This is a genomic window from Legionella nagasakiensis (assembly GCF_900639915.1).
GTDB classification, from domain to species: Bacteria; Pseudomonadota; Gammaproteobacteria; order Legionellales; family Legionellaceae; genus Legionella_A; species Legionella_A nagasakiensis.
The window spans coordinates 26,111-46,190 of the sequence record NZ_CAAAID010000015.1; the positions used below are offsets into that span (position 1 = coordinate 26,111).

Below are 20,080 nucleotides of genomic sequence, written 5' to 3' on the forward strand. Positions count from 1 at the left end.
TTTTATTGTTCCGGTAAAATAATATCGCAGCTTGGCTCGATAAATTGCTCAATGACACGGTTCACCAACCCAGACTGGGTTGCAAAAGCATAATGATCAATATCATTTATCTCAAACAGCTGGGCGTTCTTAATTTTCTGGCGTAAGAATAACGCTGTCTCTGATGGAACCTCCTCACCCATTCGACTGCTAATAATAAGAGTTGGCACATTGATATTTGCAATCAATGCTCGATCGTCATCATAAGCAACATTGCTAAAAAAAGCTTTAATGGTATCTCGTCCGGCTTGTTCGGCCATGCCAGCATACCAGGATTTTAGTTTTTTTATGCCAGCGCTGCAGCTTTCATTCATTGCCGAAGTACTCAAGATATCCCAAATTTCATCCATTGATTTGGCAGCGTCTATTTTATTAATGTACTCCTTGAGTAAGGGTTCGTCGAATCCGCCAGGCCAGTCTGTGTGCCGCATAAAACAGGGAGAACCATTGATAACAATCAATTTACTCAATTTATCTGTATGCAGTGCGGCGAATCGCAATGCAGCGTGTCCTCCAGAAGCAAAACCAATCAATATAGGATTGACCAATTGAAAATGCTTTAATATAGCCAATACATCCTGCACGTATAAATCCGTAACGCTGTTGCAATTTGTTGGCAGCTTGGAAGAACGTCCATAGCCCCGTAAGTCAAATACATAGTTGCGACAAGTATTATTGAAATAAAGTAACTGGGGAAACCATGCGTCTGAATGCAGTGGCAATCCATGCATCCATACAATCTCCCGATTGCCTCGACCACTCACGGAATAAAATACATTACCATTCTCCCGTTCAATATATCCAGAGCTCAGATTATCTAATTGCCTGCGGCTCATGTTCATAAACATTCCTTTAGCTAGCTTTTTTCTTCTGATACATAAGTCTTATAGAACTGATCTACCAGCGTAAATTGATCTATTCCATTTTGACCTTCTGCTGCCGACCAAATCCAAGGTTTGTTCAAAACACACTCGTTTGAGGACTTTGGACCAGAGGAGATATAAGTCGTGCTTTGTTCAACTGGACATTCACAGGAAGCCATAGGAGTGGTTTCACCATTAACTGGTACGTAATGAACACTACACCGAACACCAAAACAATTAGCCCAGGGCATGGGACTGTCGCTTTTGCAACTGGTATGCGCTACGTTTAAATGACCAGGCGACTCCGCCATAGCAAGAGAAAAATTTGAGGTGACTTGTTGTAAGGCGTGATCCTTATATCTTGGCTTCACTTGCTCATACTTTTTTGCGCTGAGAGATATGGACTTCCAACCCGAAGTTGTATTTTTTAACCCATAAATTGGACAGTTACAATGGGCTCTTTTAGAGTTCACCGTATCAAGACTGCATTTCGCCTGAGCACAAAGTGCATAAGGCATATTAGTGATAACGTAAGAGCGTTGACCTGAAATTTTAAATACACACTCTTTGCTGCCGTGGATAGTACGACAATTAATTTTTTGTATATTTGGCGAAGCTTCAGATGCGATGGCGACAGATACACACATTATCCCTAAAATAAATAAGACTTGATTAATAATTTTTATCATAGACAACGCTCCGTGTTATATGCACTTTAATCCAAAATAACATACCCAAAAGTAAGAAGAAACAACCCGATTTAATGATAGTGCGCTTTTCAAGTGTTAATTGAGCAGATGATGTAACTCCATGTTATTATGAACAATATTAGACAAGGTATATTCCTTTAAAACAGCTATAAAGTTTTCTTTTGCCTCATACAAAACACGTTTTAGCCCGCATACCGGTGCAATACAACAATTCGCTTTCTCCTGGCTAAAGCAGGGTAATAAATCAAAATTGGGCTCCAATTTCAGGATCAGCTCTCCCAGATTAATATAGGATGGATTTAGCGCTATATAAATTAACGCCCTTAATGAATAATCGGTAAATTGGGTTAATTGCATTGTTATCTCTAAGTTTATCGCTTGACGTGTATTATTTCTTTTTATAAGATGTATTTTAAATGCATCTTTAAGAGAGTATACCATGTCCGAATCCCTGTTTGATCGTTTGGGTGGCCAAGAGGCTGTTAATACTGCAGTTGATATTTTCTACCGCAAAATGTTAACCGACGACCGAGTCAGTCATTTTTTTGATGATGTGGATATGGAGCAACAAATCATCAAACAAAAAGGCTTTTTAACCATGGTTTTTGGTGGGCCAAACCATTACAAAGGAAAAGACATGCGTGCAGGACATCGCCATTTACTTAAACGTGGGTTGAATGATTCCCATGTAGATATTGTTATTGAACATTTAGGAGAAACCTTACGGGAATTAGGTGCCAATGAGGACGACATTCAGAAAGTAGCTGCTATTGCCAATAGCGCTCGTTCAGACGTACTGGACAGGTGACCTCATGCCAGAACTTTATTACAACCATCAGATTTGCACATCCGGTGAAGATGAGTCAATATTAGAATGCTTGTTACGCCACGGCATTGATTATCCTCATTCCTGCTGCTCAGGCATCTGCCAAGGATGTTTGATAAAAACAACCGACGGTCCTGTGGATAAAAAATGGCAGGAAGGCCTGCCCGATACCATGAAATCTCAAGGATATTTTCTTGCCTGTCAGGCAAAGCCATCATGGAGTCTTACGCTAAAGTCGCCCGACGCCGCAGAATGCGACCAGGAAGCCATAATTAGTGAAATCACCAAGATGACCTACAATGTTATCCAGGTGAAACTGTTAACAAAGCATCTGCAAAACTGGATACCTGGACAATACCTTAACCTGATTAATCCTGAGGGAGTTTGCCGCAGTTATTCCATTGCCAACTTGCCGGATAAAGAAGGTTATATTGAGCTCCATATCAAGCTGCAAGATGAAGGTAAGATGAGTCAGTGGTTTCGACAACAAGCAACCATCGATACCATGGTTCATATTCGCGGCCCATTTGGAAAATGTTATTATTTTAATCCGGAAAAAAAATCCTTTGATATCTTGCTGGCTGGAACTGGCACCGGACTTGCCCCTCTGCTTGCAATCCTCAAAAATGCCTTAAGCGAGCAACACCAGGGAAAAATTTCATTAATCCACGGCGGCTGTCATGACGATGATATTTATTATGCTGAAGAACTGAAAACCCTGGCCTCTTTTTACCAAAATTTCGCATACGTCCCTTGTGTGTTAAACACTAACGGACGCTATCCAAAAGCTAACATTGCCCAGCAAGTATCGCACCACTTAACCAATACAACCAATGTGCAGGTTTATGTCTGCGGGCCACAAGAAACCACCAGCACCTTAAAAACAAAGATATTTCTTGCCGGCGTTGCCTCAGCAAACATTTACAGTGATGCATTTTTGTAACAAAACATGCCTATGATTTGGTAAAAGATTCAACTTCTGCATGGCTTGCAACCAGCCATGCACAAAACCATGAGGCACTACAAAGTTTCAAAAGAAAAGAAAAACGAGGACTTTGGCCCATCTGCTCATTCATCTAAATTTGCAAATTAAATCTGTTATTAAATAAAATTAAGTCTATTATTAATATTATGGAAATTTAAGTCAGTTTATTATGCCAGTGGATTCAATGACAAACGCTTTTGAGCTATTAGGTAAAATGCATGCCGCTTCTCACGATGCTAAAGCCATGGAAGACCAGATGCATGCACAAAAAATGCACTCTGATCAAATAAGAGCGGATAATGAGCGATTCTTTAACTTCCTGATCCAACTGCTGCAGGAATCACTCCTGCGACCTATACCAGATATAAAAGAACAATTACAAAAAGCAGCCAAAGAAAGTGGCTTTGATAATTTAAATGAGGCGATCAACCAAGTTTATAATCCTCAAGGGCAAACGCCACTGTTGTATGCATTTCAGCAACAGAACTTTGCTCTGGCAAAACAATTAATGGATTTTGGAGCAACCGCTGGGCCCATTGAAAAAGCAGCATTTGAAGTGGCGTTAGATAGCCAAGCCGCAAAGGATTACGGTTTACCTCCTCCACCTTCTCTTAAAGGAAAAGAACTCCATACGGTAAAAAATTTTGGTGTGGTTTTAGGAATAGTCATGACAAGTACCGATGGAACATTCTCGCAATTTGCTCACATGTCCCCAACCTATCAACTCATGACTGATTCCGTAGCAAGTTATGCGAGAACTCATCCTAATAGGGACTTTCAAGCCATATCAGATGCTTTTCGCTTTTCCAATAAAGCAGCCGCGTTTTCCTATAGTACTTCTCAGAGAGATCCAGAAGCAGGTCGGGAAATTGCTGACAGGATTCAACGAGGACAAGTCACAACCATACCCGTTGGATGCAAGGGCCACGTTATGGGATTATCAATTGTACCGGATGGCCCAGGTTCTAATTCGGGCTATTTGGTTTATACAAATCGTGGCCTTGGAACAAAGCCCGGTGAAGCTGGAACACAAATTTTCCGTTTAGATGATTTACGCAAAGTTTCTCCTGAATTTATTAATACCATGATGAATGGTGTCAATAAGGGCATTCCCCATGATGATATTTTACGGCAAGTTCATCAAATTTCAGGCAATAGGCCTCCTGTTGTTACTCTCCCACAAGGGGCACAGAAATATGATAATTGTACAATAGCTAATCCTCGTGCCAATATTCATGGCATCCTCTTATGTCAAAGAGCGGTCCGTGCAGGTGGATTTGATAAACTTACCCGTCGTGATTTTGACGATGTTAAAGCAGAATATAAAAGTTTTACCCGCCATATGCGGGCTAGTAAAATTGATGAATTAGCTACCGCGTTAGAAAAAAAACCAGGAGACGCTGATTTAAATAAGTTAGCCAGGGAATATTTAAAGCAACACCCAAAGGCCGATCCAAGCATGCGAGAGCGTTTAGAAAAAGCAATAGAGAGAAGGACAGAAGGCCCTACAGATGCCTCCACTCTACGATGTTCGTAAGATCTTGTCTATGGATGAAACCGCTGTTTGTTAAGCAATCTTAACATTTTTTATTGGTTATTCTCAAAGCTAATGAATCAATCCGCATTATTTTCACCTTCTGGGGTCATAGGCAACGCTTCCAAAAACGCAACCCCTGTTTGTTCTTCATTAAATTTGTTATTCAAAAACAAGAATATCCAGCGGATATTCTTGTTAATTGAGACCTCTCATACTGGAAGTATAATTCTGCAATATTACATATTGTAAAATATTTATCCATAAAGTATAATGATTGTCACTTTTTCGTACTGGATTTGTACTATGAGAGTTGCTCAAAAAACATTTTCCGACTATGGATTTACAATTAAAAAAAAATTAGGCAGTGGATGCTGGGGAACGGCTTATCTTGCAATAGATCAAGAAGGACATCAATGTTGTATCAAATCCGAACATGATCGCAGGCGTGCCGAGGCCGAATCTAGAGCCATCACTGACGTTTATGGGTACGAATCGAAAGTAGTTACAATTGATAATATTCATTATTTCACCATGCCCTATTTCAAAGGCATCAACTTGAAACAAGCAATGAATCATGGCTTAAGTTTAATAGAAAAGATAAATATTGCCATGAAAATCAGAGAACAAATGATCGCACTACATCTTAAAGGATATCTTCATCGCGATATAAAACCGGATAACATAATCTATGATCCAACAAACCCAATTTCTTCTATAAACATTATTGACTTGGGACGGGCTATCCCTTTAAGAGAAGAAGATAAAACGTTACATTACAGTAGGTTTCGCTTATTTTTTCAACCGCAGACTGCCCCAGAATACGTATACGGAAATGAAAGTGCGGTTGGAGAGCATTCAGATATTTATTCCTTCGGCCGTATTCTTCATCACTTCTTCCCCGAAACAACCGATAAAATTTCAGCCCTCTGCCATCGTTATAATTTTAAGCTGCGCCAATTAGCCTTTAACACGCTCAATGATAAGTTAATCGAGATTTTCAATATAAAAAGAAAAGAGCTGATTTCTGAATGTGCAAAAATCATTGGCTCCACGGATCAGTGCAATACGACTTCACTACAAAACTTAAAAGTTGCTCTGAGTAATGCTGACCCAAATGATAAACAATCGATAAATACTTTACAAATTGCATGCTCTCACGCTTTTTCTGATTTTAACTCAACCGCTGTTCATGGCCTTCTTATTAAAATCTATGAGTTAATTGCATACTTTGGATTTGTAAAAGAAGAAGACGTTTTAAAGTTGAAAATGAGGTCGTTTGTTAATCCAAACCTCGACGAGGAAACAGCCTTCTTGCAGGAAGACAGTATGCCAAGTGTTCCAAGTGCACAAGAAGATTCGCATTGTCTAGTAGAACAGCGATCATTTACTTAAATAGATTTTTCAAATAGAATTTTCTTCCGTTTATCCTTCATCGATAAAAGGAGACATTATGCCCACCTTCTTTGGCGGTCAAAAAAAACCGGATCCGGAAAAAAGTTTTCTGCAAAATTATAGCGATCACTTAAAGTATGTGGAACAACAAACCAACTTTACCTATGATCATTTCTGGACGCAGAAATCATACAGTAAGCAATTCAGACTACTCGCTGAACAAACACGCGAGCGCTTACAAATATTTCAAGCGCTGTATGACGGTTACGATTACTTAGATGAAGTCTTCGGGGTCGTCATCGTTCCAGTTTTATCGGTGGCTAATGCCGTTGTATTTACTATCGCAGCCCTCTGGGAAGGAATCCAGTCGTTATCCATTAAGCTTGGACTTGCTAAAGAGGACAATGAGAACCACAATCGTTTAGCTATGACTTATTTGATTGGCTCAGGTGCTTTACTTCTTTATTCAGCCATCAGCCTGGTTAAATCCACAATCAGTTTGATAACACGGCCCCTGATGACATTAATTCATGGTTTTAAACCTCAGGATACCGTTCGGTTTTGTAACGAAGAACAGGCTTATGAGGAGCTACATTCATCCCCAAATTATTATTAAATTATCTTTATCTAAGATTTAATTCATTCTTCTTAAAAAGATCGAAGTTCTTTAAATAGGATTCAATAGGATATAAGATTTTTAATTATTAATTTTTCCTCCGATATCATATCGATGAATTACAACTTACTCACGCAATTACAAATTGTTTTAGTGTTGCTAGGAGCACCTTTTTTTGCATTCCTAGATAGCCCATGGCTCGAACAGTATTTTCCGCATGGGCAAGATATCACGAATGTTATTATGATTTCTTTTTACAGTTGGACATTTCTTACCGCCAAACGCAGATTGCATTGGCTGGTCTTGTTGATGACGATTACCAGCTTATGCGCGGAAATAATGGGCTCAAAGATTCTGATCTTGTATGAATATCACTTAAAAAATATTCCAATTTATATCCCTTTGGGTCATGCTGTTATCTATGCCACCGTATTCCAAATTTCCCGACAACCTCTTGTATGGCAGCATCATGTAGCCATAGAGAAATTTTTGCATAAATTTGCTTTTATTACCTGCTTTATGTCGTTATTCATCTTAAAAGATGTAGCTGGTTTCATGTGTTATATGGTTTTTCTTGTCATCATGTCTCAGAGAACAAAACCTTTATTTTACTTGTGCATGTTTGCTGTAACGTACTACATTGAGTTATGTGGGACAACCTTAGCAGCATGGTCCTATTATTTTGTTCTTGGAAATCATCCCAATTATCCTCCTACTTCAATTACTCCTTCAGGCATCGCAGGTGTATACATTATTGTTGATTTAACTTGTAACTCCGCCTATTTCTACATTAAAAAATTTAAAAAATATTTTAAAAATTTAGGGAACACCCCAACATCAACCATAAAAAAAACAGATGCATCTCTTTGGCCCATGCAAGCCCCGCTCACTGAAAAGATTAATAATTGATGATGGTAACAGTCAGTTTCTCTGAGGCGTACCATCTAAAATTTTATTTTGCTATAAAAAATAGGCTTTCTTAGTGACGATGAAGAAGATAAGCATACATAAAGCGCCCATACCTCCCCCCAGTACCGTTCCAATGCCAAGCAATTTTAAGCTGCCAATGATTGCCCCACAACCCATTCCAAGGGATATCTTTGCCCCAATACTAAAAGCAGCAGACAAGACTTCCATTATATTTTCATGAGAAACGAGTTGTGATGGGTTAATTGTTTCTTTGTATATCTTATAGATAATAAATCCACCCGCGACAATTCCTCCTAGAACCACGCCTATAATAAGTCCTATGAGCCCAGCCAAAGTGATATTTATATTATGACCCAATAAACTATCTGTACAATTAGCACATATTGCAAATCCATTGCCAATAAATACGCCAGATAATGCTCCAATGACACCGGCTGTAAATGCACCAGGAATTATTCCAGCAATGGTAGCAACATATACCTTAGGATTTTTTATAAGACTAACAATAATATTGATTATATTGGATAACATAATTTGATTCGTTGAAAAACAGTAATGTGGCCTACATTGTAATACCAGCTGTTTGTTTTATGTAGATTAATTAATTGATAAATTCATTGTCATAACTCCAATTTCATAATTAGTACAAAATGACATTTTTAATATATAATTTGATCATTATAAAAACAAAATACATATCGAGATAACTATGGTCCTTGCCGAATTTACCGGATTTAAATTTTTTGATACAAGTGTCCCTCCCAGGCAGCCGGGAGATTTTAGTTGGCTAGGATTTAAAAAAGACAGTCATCGACCGGGGAGCATGAGTCCAGCTGAGCTTACCGCTAAAATAGAATCACTTCCGGATAATGTTGCTTGTGTTAACTTAAGTGGCAATGGATTTGGATTAAGCGAATCGACCCTTCTTCCCAGGGTGATGACGTTACTTGCATCCAAACCAGCTGTTAAAGAAATCGACTTAAGTTTTAATCAGCTCGGCAAAATGAGCCCAGTCAACTTGGCTGATGCTTTTAGAGAGATGGCAGGCTCAGTCAGAACGGTCAATCTAAGCAATAATAAACTAGGATTTCTTAATTTTGATGATTTTAAAACCGTAATACTAGCAGTTGCTACACGAGGAAAAACCGTAAAATTATTGAATAATGGCTTAGACACATTTCCAGATGCCGACGTTACAAACTTTCTTGCCTCTCTAGACGCCACAATTTTTAGGACTGAAACCATAGAGGATGAATCTCCTGCTCCAAGATTAGGTCTATAATTTATTGACCGCTCAAGAATCTCTCCGGCTTTTATAAATTTAGTTATCCCAAGATACTTACCAAGTTGACATTGGGCAATAGTTAAACCATATATGTATATATATTAATATTTTTGATTAATAATATGCCGAAATATAACGGAGATGAAGAAGATCGAGAATCCGCTGCCGCCCGTCGGATTCAAAAAACCGTGCGGGGGATAGCTTCCCGTTCCCATTATAAGATAACCAAATTAAACGTTGAGGACGCAAGCGATTACATCCCCTTTTTTCTTGGAAACGATACCCCGCTTACCGATCGACAACTTGCAGAGCATACAATAAATACGAACTTTGTACTTGTCGGCACGGCCTTGTTTCGCTCCATAGATATTGCCTGTAAGCTCGCTGCTACATCTGATGTCTTTCCTAAAGTCATCATTGTGGATAATAGTCGCCGCACTCATTTGGCATGGAAGCAGATTCAAGCATTTTTTGCAGCATCCCCACCCGATGAAACATGGCGTATTTTTCTCCATAAATCTGATGGTTTTCTGGAATTTATTCTCGATACGTTAATGGATAATGTTCGTTTTGATGGCGGCGTAGAACCTCCAACCTATTTTAGACAGTTCAGCAAACTGTACTCATTAGAGTACGTAAAAAGAGTCGTTGCAGGAGTAGTGACTATTCAACAAGACTGGGGTGATTTAGAAACATTTCAAAAAATTGCCAGAATATACGCCGACAGACCCATCGTGGCTTATCCTTCAAATATTATTGATTTTGTATCTCACCCCACCCAGATACAAGTACTTAGATGCATCGACTGCCTTAAACCGTGTTTATCACTATGTACCAATTTAGATTCTGTCCGCAGGATGCCTACGAAGTGTTATGTATTTACCGACTGCCAACCCAGCTTCATGGCGGAGGTCATGGAATTAAGCGAGGAAACAAAAGCCATGGTGACTCTGATGGGTGCCACGCCTGTTGCAGATATTTCTGCAATAGAACCAGCAGCTGCAACCTCAACTGGAGCAGAGGCAGAAGAAGCAGACTTGGAAGCATCAGCAAAAACAAAAGCAGAATGCAGGACAGACAATCTGCGACCATAAACCTGCCACAAGTGTAGATACGAATAATAACTTGTATAATGGTAGCACCTCTGTTTTACTAAACTTATTTTTAAGCATATCGTTTAATTTTTAAGAATAAACATATACAAGATGAATAAAAATCATATCGCCATTAAAAAAGTTTCTGATTTGCAAGATATTCAGACGTGTTTGGACATTCGCAAACTGGTTTTTGTGGAAGGTCAAAACGTGCCCTTACATGAAGAAGTGGATGGGAAAGATAAAGACAGTGAGCATTACCTTTTAACATTAGATAAAAAGCCGGCTGGTACCGCGCGAATACGGTATATTGAGGATATCGCTAAAATTGAACGAGTTGCCATACTGGCGAAATATCGAGGCCAAGGCTTGGGAAAATATATGATGCAAACCATTCTGGCTGATCTGATTCAAAATAAGAGGATAACCATGGCCAAGTTAGGCGCCCAAACACATGCCATTCCTTTTTATGAAACATTGGGATTTGAAGTATGCAGTGAGGTCTATTTGGATGCCGGGATCCCTCATAAAGATATGAAGTTCAGTTTTGATTTGCGATGATTTGCTTGATTCGATTTTTTATACCACCAAAAGTACTAAAATGAGCGATAGTAAGAATTGATGTATTAAGTACATCGGTAGCCGCCGCTTTCAATAAAGACGTCATTGCAGAGCCTGGCCCCAAGTCGATGATCAAATCATATTGATACTCAATAATGAGATTGCACACACTTTGCCAATCGAGTGTGGAATAAAGTTCACTATCTAGCAACTGCATTTCCTCTTGAATATTATATATTTTTCTAAGGGCAAGCGGACTAAGAACGGGGTTATTAAGCGTTAAACCGTTAAATTTTGACTCGAGAAATTGATAAAATTTATTGGCTTGCTGTGAATAAAAAGACGTATGCGACGGTAAATGAATGGATAAAAATTTGGAACGCGTCATGTGATATGTGGCAAGTTCCTGCAGCAATCTTTTTAAATCACACAGTTTACCGCCTATGATAAACTGCTCTTCTGAAGCAACAATAGCAAGCGCACAATGGTATTTTTCGCATACAGACTTGATTTCTTCGACCTCGAACACTCCCGTAATGGCAAGAAGATCATATTCATCTTGCGGATTGCCTTTAATCAGTGATGTCATTAAGCGGGTGCGATAGGTAATAACCTCAATAGAATCTTTAGGATTTGCTTTTATACTTGCCAAAAAAGCGCTGACCTCACCAAGACTATAGCCAGCAACATCTATCTGATCGTTGGTAAGCAGTGAAGAAATCACTGAGTAGAGAGTTAATTGATAGGCTCCGATCAGTAATTGCGTAAAATCAGGATTTTTAATTTGGCAAGGATTTTCTAATACATTAAAGCCTGCCGCTGCAGAAAGCTCCTTGAGATAACTTAAAGCGTCTTCATCCGCCTGAAAGAGTTTAAATAACTCTGAATCATTATACCCTTGTCCTGCAAAAATAAGGATGATTTTCATGATACACGCCCGGAAAAAACATGCTGTAAAAAATAAACAAGGCCTAATAAATCAGCAACTCCGCCAGGGCTGATGTTGTTTTGTGAAAATAATCGGTGAAGCTTAATGGCTGCAAGAATCGATGTTTCCCTGTCATTTGGAATAATTGCTTTTTGGATATGATATCGCGCATAAACTAAGCCATCTGGTCCTGTACGATACAGGATGTTAATATCATCAATGCTGAGCAGCAATTTTTTATAAGCGAACAAACCAAACCATGTTTTGTCTGTTAAACGCATGTCTTCAAGCTCATGGAAGACATTAAAAACGGGTTCATAACCACAGATGGCCATGTCTCTGGCATCAGGGACGTTATATTTTTTTTTGACCAATACGCCATGAGTGTTTTCAATACGATGAACCTCTTGCAAATATTGAGCCCAATCTGCAATAATTGCCTGCTGTAAATCGATGGTGGAAAATCTCATTTTTTGTGAGCTTAATCGAGAAATGGTTGCGCATAAAATTCCTAACGCAAAAATAGCACCACGATGGGTATTCACTCCGCGGGTTATTGCATGCATTCTTATCTCGGCATCCAGACCCAACTTTACCAAGCTTGGCAATGATGCACTTTGAGCAGAATGAAAGGCCACTTTAAAGAAATAATGCCTCAAGCCAAACAGACTTCTAAAAAACAGCGCTCCATTCATATCCTGATGCGCACCACTGTCAACAAAACTGACCAACCCGGGCTTGGGATACAAAGACACTTCATCGTAGAGTGCTCTCACTGCGATTTTGGCATAATATCGCGCAATCTTATGAGCATTAGGCAGAGAGTGTTGGAAAATTTGCATATAAAACATCCCGGCTAACGAGTGTTACCTCTTGTAATGTCTTAAACAGTATATCGTTCGTCTTAAAGTCTAGAAGTTCTAATAAAGCACAATCCCCAAACCGTTGAAAGCGTACTTCTCCATCAATGCGCTGACTGTTTAATAAAGCCTTTAAGTTTATTAAACAGTCAGATAATTCACGGAGAGATTGTTGCTCATAAGGGATGAGCAAATCTAAATCTGACGCAGAATGCACATAAGGCTGCCCAGTTAAATATTGCCAGCAATAAGAGCCAAATACTTTAACCGCACCGCTTTGTTTGAATAATCGATTAGGAAATACCTCTGCCATCGTCGGGAGTTCAACCACCGTTGCAATATTTTTTTTGGCAATTTTAAAACTAAAGCGGCATTTTCGCTGAGTATTGTGGTCAACATGGGGAATGGCAAGCTGTATCTGTGACGGTGGCAACGGGTTGGGCTGCCTTGTGCAAATCAGTGGAAATCCTTGTGCAACCCACTGTTCAAAAAACGCCGTTTCTTCGCCATCAGTCATGGTTGCAGGGCTCTTTAAGTAGCATAAATGATGCCTTAAATAAATCATAAGCCTTCTATTGCTCTTATGATTTGGTATGCTTTCTTGCGACCGCCGTATTGCTCTCCCAATTTGGCCCGATTATCCAGAGCAATAGAATCTTCTTCCAGCGTTTTTAATAATCGCGCCGACACTTTATCGAGCGTTAATACTTCATGCAGCCCGCCTAGCTTTTTGAAATTTTCTACGCCTGGAGCAAACACGGGCGAGGTTTCGCTGATTTTTCTTAATACATCGATATCGATTTTAGTGACTTTGGCCATGCCCTCAAGCCACATGACTGCAAGTTTGGCATGCGATAGCGCATAAATGCGATCCGCCATCATGCCAAAAGCGATAAAACTGCCCCCGATGGCCTGGTTATACACCAAGGAAATTAATTTATTGCCTTGCTGGCGTGCAAGATGCAGGCATTTTAAAAGGTGAGCAAAATAAGCATACATCCCTAACCATTCATCACGCCTTGCCAATTTTTGCCCAGCAACGTCAACCAGTAGCAAGATAGGAGATTTATCTTTGGCTTTAAGGATGCTTAACAGGTATTTCGCCATTTCCAGCGATTCATCAACACCAAAGGCTGTTTCTTCAACCGTTCCAAGAATATGGAAAGTTGTGTTATTTATGTTGCCTGTTCCTGCAACGATGTTATTGGTGATGTTGGTCTGACTGGAATCGAATATCGTGTCCAGGACATCTCTTAAACCGATTGTCTCACTTGCCATGTTTATCCTCTGGATTTGATTAATTCTAGAAATTGGCTGTCCTGAACATTAAAAACATCGTCTTTAAATAAATCCGGTTGATTTTTCTCAAGCCATTCGCCCTCTTCGCTGCAATCGTTTGCCTCCTTAATACGCCGCATCAGCGCTTCCTGTTCTGCAGCAATCAGGTCAACACTAATTAATGGTTTGTTAGCTAACGTAGTCATTGCTTTAAGGATAGAGGAACGAATATCCTGAATTTTATTGGTGGTATAATCTTGTGCTGCTTGCTGCAGATAGCGTGCTCTGCCGCCATACACACGCCATACTAATGAGCGATTGCTGCTATCAAACACCTCCGCACCTTTTACCGCTTGAATGACTTCTGCACCAGAAACGCCAATTCTTGCAACTTGATTGACGATTAAATAGTCTAGGGTGCCACTAATGATACCCATTCCGCCATAGGCACCATTGCTGCCACACACAACTCCAATCGTTTTCATTCCTGCCGATTTTGCCTCGAGTATGGAACGAATGATCTCGGAAATTTCAATTTCACCCACGTTCGCTTCATGCAAGCGTACGCCACCGCTGTCAATTAGAAATACAATGGCATCCAGCTTATGTTTTATGGCGTATTTAATTAGACCATTTATTTTTGCGCCATGGACCTCTCCCACAGATCCCCCAATAAAATCTTTTTGCTGCGAGATAATGGCGATTTTATTGCCCTTAAGCGTTGCCGTTCCAATCACCACACCATCATCGGCTTCCGTTTGCATATTTAATGCCGGAAGATTAGGGCTGGCGGTATCATCATTGGCAAACAAAAACTCCGTAAAACTGTTTTTATCAGCCAGAGAATAAACTCTGCCACGTGCACTGCTTTCCAGATAGTTTTCTTTTTCACGATAACCCGTTTGATACGTTTCAATGGCCTGACGCAACCGTAAAGTCACCACAGGAGGAGTTGCACCCGCATCATTTAACGTGAACGATAAACCACCAAACGGATAGTCTTCGACAAAACGCTCAATCACTGCATCCCAGGTTGGTTTAAAACCGGTGACAACCGTTTTAATGGTAAATTCTGTTTGCTTAGGATTAGAAGCAGGCTTAACGATAACTTCCAAATTACCGGAGCCGGCAACCCCAACGGTGATGGCTTGACCTTTTTTAAGTTGTTTTTCGAGAAGATAAGTGTAAGTATAGGTATCCATCATTTGCTCTACCAATTTCTAAATTTATTAGGTGGACAGTATAACCCGTTTGAAATTTCAACCAGATCATGGATGCTTTTGGCTGCTAATAAATCTCGATCAGCCTCTTTTAAAGAAATGTTTAAATCTTCCGCACGCTGAATGACACCTCGGCTTCTTAATTCGGCCACCTTCTCTTTATCTCTTTTTAACCCCACCGGCGTAAATCCTGCCACACCACGAATTGCCTGCTCTCTTTCTTCGCTGTTTTTACAGAGCAATAAATTGGCAATACCGTCTTCAGTAACAATATGAGAAACATCATCCCCATAAATCATGATGGGTGGTAAATCAGACTTCATTTCTTGTTGCAATTCCCAGGCATCAAGCGTCTCAACAAACGTGGGTTTCCCTGCCGATTGAAACGTCTCTACCATCTGGATGACTAATTTACGACCGCGCGGCATGGCATTCGACTGACTTTGGCCTTTTTCTTGGCCTGCTTTAAGCCAGGTATAAGAAGAATGGCGCCTACCCAATGAATCACACCCCATGTTAGGGGCCCCACCAAAACCGGCAACTCGACCCTTCGTAGCCGTTGAACTGTTCGCTTGCGTATCAAGTTGCAAGGTTGCACCAATAAACACATCACAACCATAGTGTCCTGCCAATTGTCCTAACAATCGGTTTGATCGTAAAGAACCATCGCGTCCAGTGAAAAAAACATCCGGTCTTGCCTGCACAAAATCATTCATACCCACTTCGCCACCGACGCAAAAAATGGATTCGACGAAACCCGCTTCAATGGCTGGAATCAACGTTGGCAGTGGATTGACCATCCAATGTTTACAGATTTTGCCTTTTAACCCCAGTGATTGCGCATACGTCGGCAATAACAGTTCAATGGCGCATGTATTAAATCCAACGCCATGATTGAGTCGATTGACTTGGTATGGTGCGTAAATTCCTTTAATGACCATCATGGCCATTAAAATTTTAACTTCATCAATTAATGCAGGATCTCTGGTAAACAGTGGCTCAAGATAGGAAGGTGATGGCGCTTGGGTAATCACATCTATCCAATCCCCTGGAATATCCACCCGCGGCAATTCATCCACAATCTCATTGACTTGCGCAATAATCACCCCATTTTTAAATGAGGTAGCTTCTACAATGGTGGAGGTTTCTTCCGTATTTGCCCCTGTATAAAGGTTGCCATGGCGGTCGGCTTTTTCTGCAGTAATTAAGGCAACGTCTGGAGTTAAATCCATGACATAACGCGCGTACAATTCATTATAAGTATGAATATTCCCGATTTTTATTTGTTTTTTTTGAATCATGATTGCCAGACGAGCAGCTTGTGGCCCGGCATAACAAAAATCAATTTTTTCCGCAATTCCCCGTTCAAATAAATCCAAGTGCTCGGCAAGCGCGATAGCAGATTGAATCATATGCAATCCATGTATTTTTTTCGAATTTACCTGACATAAACTACGAGCTAAAAAATCAGCTTGCTTTTGATTATCACCTTCCAGACAAACTTTATCATTGGGTTTGATAGTCGCTTCAAGAACGGCAACGATGTCTTTATTTGCAGCTATTTTTTCATGTTGTAAGAATGGTTTAATGTTGGCAAGCCGACTTTGATAATCGTCGCGTTTTTTATCCCAATCCATGGAAATCTCGGTATAAATTTATAGATTCCTAAAAGTATAGTAAGAATTCTATCATTGACAAGCAAGCGTTAATAATTGATTTATATACCAAAATAAATTTTGAAATGCGCTTTTAATATTCATATAAACGATTACAATCAGTCAGCAATGATGTTGCCGATAAGGCTGGCGAGTTCCTAAGATTATGCATAATCCGTTGGGCCTTATCGGCCCAACTTACGTTTGCTCATAACCCACCACAACAATTTAACTCAACCACTTCGCCTTTTTTAAGATCTTTCAGATATTGAGATGGGACTTGAGCAGGAATAATTTTGCCTTCTTTGGTTTTTAATTGAACGCTCACTTGCTCTGGTGGATTTTTAACCTTTGGTGCACTTGCCATCTCCTCAGCAGCAAATACCATGGTTGTGCAGAAAAATGATGCGGCGATAAAATAGAAGGCAGTTGTTCTCATGATCATCCCTAACTTTGAGTCAATTTAATCCATCCAATATCATAGCATATCAGGTGATGCGAGCAATGGTTCGGTTAATGTATTCCGCGATGACGGTTGTGCTTGACGCCAAAACATTAAGCGACTGCAAAAATCTTTCTTTTCTCGGGGCTGAGGTACCCTTTCAAGGCGTTGTGCCTCAACATCGACAGTTAATTCAGAGCTTCGTCCATCAACCAGCGTATCCTCTCGCAGCTCTTCAATAATAACACTGTTACGAGGTGAGGCAAAAAAACCGGCGCGCTGCAAAGCCAAACGAGTTTCACCAAGAGGCTGCATCTCGATTTCAACGACACGTTGTCGTGAGCGCTCAAGAAGAATGTCTTCACGCGTCGTTAATTGCTGACGATGTTGATCGTAGGCAATGGCACCAGATAATCCCAAGGCGAGAAACGCAAGCAAATAAATCCATCCACCAAGATTTGTAGCATCAGCGTCTTGCATGTCACCAAACATCATCATCAAAGTTAACGTAATATGCATCAAACCTAAAAAACCATAGGTTGAATAAAGAAAATAACTCATCAAATTTTTAGTATTTTCTCCTAAATAGGAAGGCTTGCACAAAAACGCCAATAAATTGGTGAATCCCGCCCCAAAACCCAAGATATTGGAATAAACTCCGAAATTATTCGCCATATTAAAACTGGTCGGACCGGAAGTATTCATTGCCATAGCCAGAAAGTTAAACATATTCACTGTTCTGACGGCAGGCATAATATGTCCAGAGTATCTGGCGATCGATTGTGCTTTATTTAATAGATAGCGCCAGCTTCTTTCTGCATGAATATCCTCAGGATAAGCTAAAGGATTATCAGGATAGAGTTTTGGTAACACAAGAATAGCAGTACCTCGCTCGCTGGCCGTGAGCCGGCTGCTCAAAGCCGCCGTCACTACCCCCGAAGCCGTCATTAAAATTCGATTTGCCAGAAGATTATCAATAACATGATGACCGGTAAACGCATAAAGCTGCACACCGGTGATAAAACCATGCTCGGCCGCAAAGATTCTAGGAGCTGCTCTTACAAGGCAATTTGGCTTATCCTCTTTCCCCTCTTCAAGCGCATTTTGGTGTTTTCCCAAGTGATAAGCGATGGCCGCGCTTCCTGCAAATAGAATTACATCGCCGGCTATATTGAGGCAATATACCAGCGTATTTTCACTTCCTGCATTAGCTTCAGGAAAGCCATATATAGCCGTCGCAGCAAAATAATACACTACCGGAATAGACACTTGGTATAGGCCATAAGCCGTTGCTCTGATGCCAGTATTACGCATGGCATGTAAATAAAAATCAGACGCTGTTTCATAGGCACCTGCAATGGTTTCACGAGCTTTTGAGAGAAGTTGGGATAATCCAAATGCCATGCTTTATTCTCCTTGCGGCTGATGCAAGAGATATGGATTAGTGTAATATTGGAGTGCTGAGGCAAGTCCTTTAGATTAGAACAAATCCATATCGGTTGATTTGTGCGCATTCTATAGAATAAAAATCATTCAATCAAGCGGCCTTTTAATCTGTAATAGGAAATCCATAATAATTTTTTAAGTCAAGACTGTTTTTTTATTTTTTCTTTGATAAGCTTTAGAGCCCGCCATTAGAAATTTATTCCTCAAAATAACCTGTGGATATTTTTTTTAAGCAATCCGTCAAATTTTCTTAACCTCTCTCCTTGACTTCTTAAAACCCAATAAAAACAAGGGCCGTAGCACGTTGCTCCTATCCCTGGAAAATCTATTTATCCACAAAATCTGTGGATAAACCTGTGAACAGACCATTGAAACCCTTGAAAAATAACCGCCTTAATGATCTGCTTAGAGATTTTCCAAGTACGATCATAAATAGAATAAGCAGCGAAGAGGAACCAACCTTCAAAATTTATAAAGTTTACAATCATTCCAATTATGTATTATTTTAGACGTATACTATGGAATGAAAGATGAGAATGCTCAGCCAGGCAATCAATTGATTTTAGTACTAAGGAAATAGGTATGTTAAAAAAAGTAGCGTTTACCGTGTATCCTGTTGAAAACATGGAGCGAGCTATTGATTTTTATAAAAAAAATCTGGGTCTTATTCCAAACAAAATCTCAGCGAACGGAGGCTGGGTAGAATATGATTTATCCCATGGCGGCTGCTTTGCAATAACAACCTTAGCCGAGGGTGTTAAGCCAAGCACCCTGGCCGGCGGAAGCATTGCCTTTGAAGTGGAGGATCTTGATTCATTAATTCAGCAGCTTAAACAAAATGGCGTGGAGTTTAAGTCGGATGTTTTTTCTTCCCCAGTTTGCAGAATGGCAATTATTGTAGACTCTGAAGGAAATGCCATTATTCTGCATGAGCTTAAAAATAACCCGGATTAAGAACGCGTGATGGTAACCCTTGATCGACTCAAATCTCATACCGACTGCATGCCAAACATGTGCTGGCATCGGTTTATACAATAGGCGCAAGCGGTATATGGTTTCTCAGTAATGCCAACTGCAATGCTTTTATTCAAGTACTACGCCATTGCTCAGATCGGTTGCTGCTGGATTCAAAATACCCTGAATTAATTCTATCTTATCTCCCTTCGTTAAGCCGCCCGCAACACCCTTATCATCCGGGTGCACCAGGCACCTGATTTCTTTTCCATCTTGTGTCTTAAACGTTGCCATCACTTCTTTGTTTTCTGTGTCAGCAGCGAATACAAAGAAACTAGCCAAGGCAAGTGACAATACCGTTGGAATCACGAATAATCTTTTAATATCCATGTTTTCTCCTCTAGGCAAATGGTCGCGGTTGCCAATAAACAACACATCTAAATTATAGACTAAACTAAT

The 20,080-nt window shown here is 40.1% G+C and carries 23 protein-coding genes; 10 read left to right on the forward strand and 13 right to left on the reverse strand.

The annotated features are described in order from the left end of the window. Positions 1–2: 2 nt before the first annotated feature. The 3 genes from E1O52_RS11270 to E1O52_RS11280 form a co-directional block, all read right to left on the reverse strand. A complete protein-coding gene (locus E1O52_RS11270; protein WP_165474800.1) occupies positions 3–881 on the reverse strand; it encodes an alpha/beta fold hydrolase in 879 nt (292 codons plus the stop codon). 14 nt (positions 882–895) lie between these two features. Then, positions 896–1,591 carry a hypothetical protein gene (locus tag E1O52_RS11275; RefSeq protein ID WP_133128813.1) on the reverse strand — a complete coding sequence of 232 codons (696 nt, stop codon included), beginning with the start codon at positions 1,589–1,591 and terminating at the stop codon, positions 896–898. A 96-nt stretch (positions 1,592–1,687) separates the two neighbouring features. Next, positions 1,688–1,969, reverse strand: coding sequence for an Rrf2 family transcriptional regulator (locus E1O52_RS11280; protein ID WP_133128841.1), 282 nt, complete (start codon positions 1,967–1,969; stop codon positions 1,688–1,690). An 82-nt stretch (positions 1,970–2,051) separates the two neighbouring features. On the opposite strand from E1O52_RS11280, the gene E1O52_RS11285 reads away from it, so the two are divergent. The 6 genes from E1O52_RS11285 (at position 2,052) to E1O52_RS11310 (ending at position 7,877) form a co-directional block, all read left to right on the forward strand. Beyond that, on the forward strand, positions 2,052–2,420 hold the full coding sequence (locus E1O52_RS11285; RefSeq protein WP_133128814.1) for a group I truncated hemoglobin: 369 nt from the start codon (positions 2,052–2,054) through the stop codon (positions 2,418–2,420). A 4-nt stretch (positions 2,421–2,424) separates the two neighbouring features. After that, a complete protein-coding gene (locus E1O52_RS11290) occupies positions 2,425–3,381 on the forward strand; it encodes an FAD-binding oxidoreductase (RefSeq protein ID WP_133128815.1) in 957 nt (318 codons plus the stop codon). Between the two features lie 226 nt (positions 3,382–3,607). Then, positions 3,608–4,960 carry a Dot/Icm T4SS effector AnkD/LegA15 gene (ankD, locus tag E1O52_RS11295; protein WP_242602238.1) on the forward strand — a complete coding sequence of 451 codons (1,353 nt, stop codon included), beginning with the start codon at positions 3,608–3,610 and terminating at the stop codon, positions 4,958–4,960. A gap of 303 nt (positions 4,961–5,263) precedes the next feature. Next, on the forward strand, positions 5,264–6,352 hold the full coding sequence (locus E1O52_RS11300) for a protein kinase domain-containing protein (protein WP_165474802.1): 1,089 nt from the start codon (positions 5,264–5,266) through the stop codon (positions 6,350–6,352). A gap of 58 nt (positions 6,353–6,410) precedes the next feature. Further along, entirely contained in the window at positions 6,411–6,968 is a 558-nt protein-coding gene (locus E1O52_RS11305) for a hypothetical protein (RefSeq protein WP_133128818.1), read from the forward strand. Positions 6,969–7,082: 114 nt separating this feature from the next. Next, positions 7,083–7,877, forward strand: coding sequence for a hypothetical protein (locus E1O52_RS11310; protein WP_207384202.1), 795 nt, complete (start codon positions 7,083–7,085; stop codon positions 7,875–7,877). A 51-nt stretch (positions 7,878–7,928) separates the two neighbouring features. On the opposite strand, the gene E1O52_RS11315 is transcribed toward E1O52_RS11310, so the two are convergent. Beyond that, positions 7,929–8,429: a hypothetical protein gene (locus E1O52_RS11315; protein WP_133128819.1), complete on the reverse strand. Its 501-nt coding sequence runs from the start codon at positions 8,427–8,429 to the stop codon at positions 7,929–7,931. A gap of 178 nt (positions 8,430–8,607) precedes the next feature. Between E1O52_RS11315 and E1O52_RS11320 the strand changes: the two genes are divergently transcribed. From E1O52_RS11320 to E1O52_RS11330, 3 genes are all read left to right on the forward strand, one after another. After that, a complete protein-coding gene (locus E1O52_RS11320; RefSeq protein WP_133128820.1) occupies positions 8,608–9,180 on the forward strand; it encodes a hypothetical protein in 573 nt (190 codons plus the stop codon). 125 nt (positions 9,181–9,305) lie between these two features. After that, entirely contained in the window at positions 9,306–10,277 is a 972-nt protein-coding gene (locus E1O52_RS11325) for a hypothetical protein (RefSeq protein ID WP_133128821.1), read from the forward strand. A 111-nt stretch (positions 10,278–10,388) separates the two neighbouring features. Then, positions 10,389–10,838, forward strand: a complete 450-nt coding sequence (locus E1O52_RS11330; RefSeq protein WP_133128822.1) for a GNAT family N-acetyltransferase — start codon at positions 10,389–10,391, stop codon at positions 10,836–10,838. Here the strand turns inward: E1O52_RS11330 and E1O52_RS11335 are convergent. The 8 genes from E1O52_RS11335 to E1O52_RS11370 form a co-directional block, all read right to left on the reverse strand. Beyond that, complete coding sequence (locus E1O52_RS11335; protein ID WP_133128823.1) at positions 10,819–11,766, reverse strand: acyltransferase domain-containing protein; 948 nt, start codon at positions 11,764–11,766, stop codon at positions 10,819–10,821. The genes E1O52_RS11330 and E1O52_RS11335 overlap by 20 nt on opposite strands. Further along, positions 11,763–12,608, reverse strand: coding sequence for a triphosphoribosyl-dephospho-CoA synthase MdcB (locus E1O52_RS11340; protein ID WP_133128824.1), 846 nt, complete (start codon positions 12,606–12,608; stop codon positions 11,763–11,765). Before E1O52_RS11340 ends, E1O52_RS11335 begins: the two co-directional genes overlap by 4 nt. Next, positions 12,580–13,191 carry a malonate decarboxylase holo-[acyl-carrier-protein] synthase gene (gene mdcG / locus E1O52_RS11345; protein WP_133128825.1) on the reverse strand — a complete coding sequence of 204 codons (612 nt, stop codon included), beginning with the start codon at positions 13,189–13,191 and terminating at the stop codon, positions 12,580–12,582. The genes E1O52_RS11340 and mdcG overlap by 29 nt, the downstream gene beginning before the upstream one ends. Beyond that, positions 13,188–13,904, reverse strand: a complete 717-nt coding sequence (gene mdcE, locus E1O52_RS11350) for a biotin-independent malonate decarboxylase subunit gamma (RefSeq protein ID WP_133128826.1) — start codon at positions 13,902–13,904, stop codon at positions 13,188–13,190. The genes mdcG and mdcE overlap by 4 nt, the downstream gene beginning before the upstream one ends. Positions 13,905–13,906: 2 nt before the next feature. After that, positions 13,907–15,106 carry a biotin-independent malonate decarboxylase subunit beta gene (gene mdcD, locus E1O52_RS11355; protein ID WP_133128842.1) on the reverse strand — a complete coding sequence of 400 codons (1,200 nt, stop codon included), beginning with the start codon at positions 15,104–15,106 and terminating at the stop codon, positions 13,907–13,909. An 8-nt stretch (positions 15,107–15,114) separates the two neighbouring features. Continuing rightward, positions 15,115–16,761, reverse strand: a complete 1,647-nt coding sequence (gene mdcA, locus E1O52_RS11360; protein ID WP_133128827.1) for a malonate decarboxylase subunit alpha — start codon at positions 16,759–16,761, stop codon at positions 15,115–15,117. A 226-nt stretch (positions 16,762–16,987) separates the two neighbouring features. Then, positions 16,988–17,218: a hypothetical protein gene (locus tag E1O52_RS11365; RefSeq protein ID WP_133128828.1), complete on the reverse strand. Its 231-nt coding sequence runs from the start codon at positions 17,216–17,218 to the stop codon at positions 16,988–16,990. 39 nt (positions 17,219–17,257) lie between these two features. Beyond that, positions 17,258–18,625 (reverse strand): hypothetical protein, encoded by a 1,368-nt coding sequence (locus tag E1O52_RS11370; RefSeq protein WP_133128829.1) that lies wholly within the window; start codon positions 18,623–18,625, stop codon positions 17,258–17,260. A gap of 624 nt (positions 18,626–19,249) precedes the next feature. Between E1O52_RS11370 and E1O52_RS11375 the strand changes: the two genes are divergently transcribed. Beyond that, complete coding sequence (locus E1O52_RS11375; protein WP_133128830.1) at positions 19,250–19,621, forward strand: VOC family protein; 372 nt, start codon at positions 19,250–19,252, stop codon at positions 19,619–19,621. A gap of 129 nt (positions 19,622–19,750) precedes the next feature. On the opposite strand, the gene E1O52_RS11380 is transcribed toward E1O52_RS11375, so the two are convergent. Continuing rightward, positions 19,751–20,011, reverse strand: a complete 261-nt coding sequence (locus tag E1O52_RS11380) for a hypothetical protein (RefSeq protein ID WP_133128831.1) — start codon at positions 20,009–20,011, stop codon at positions 19,751–19,753. Positions 20,012–20,080: the final 69 nt, after the last annotated feature.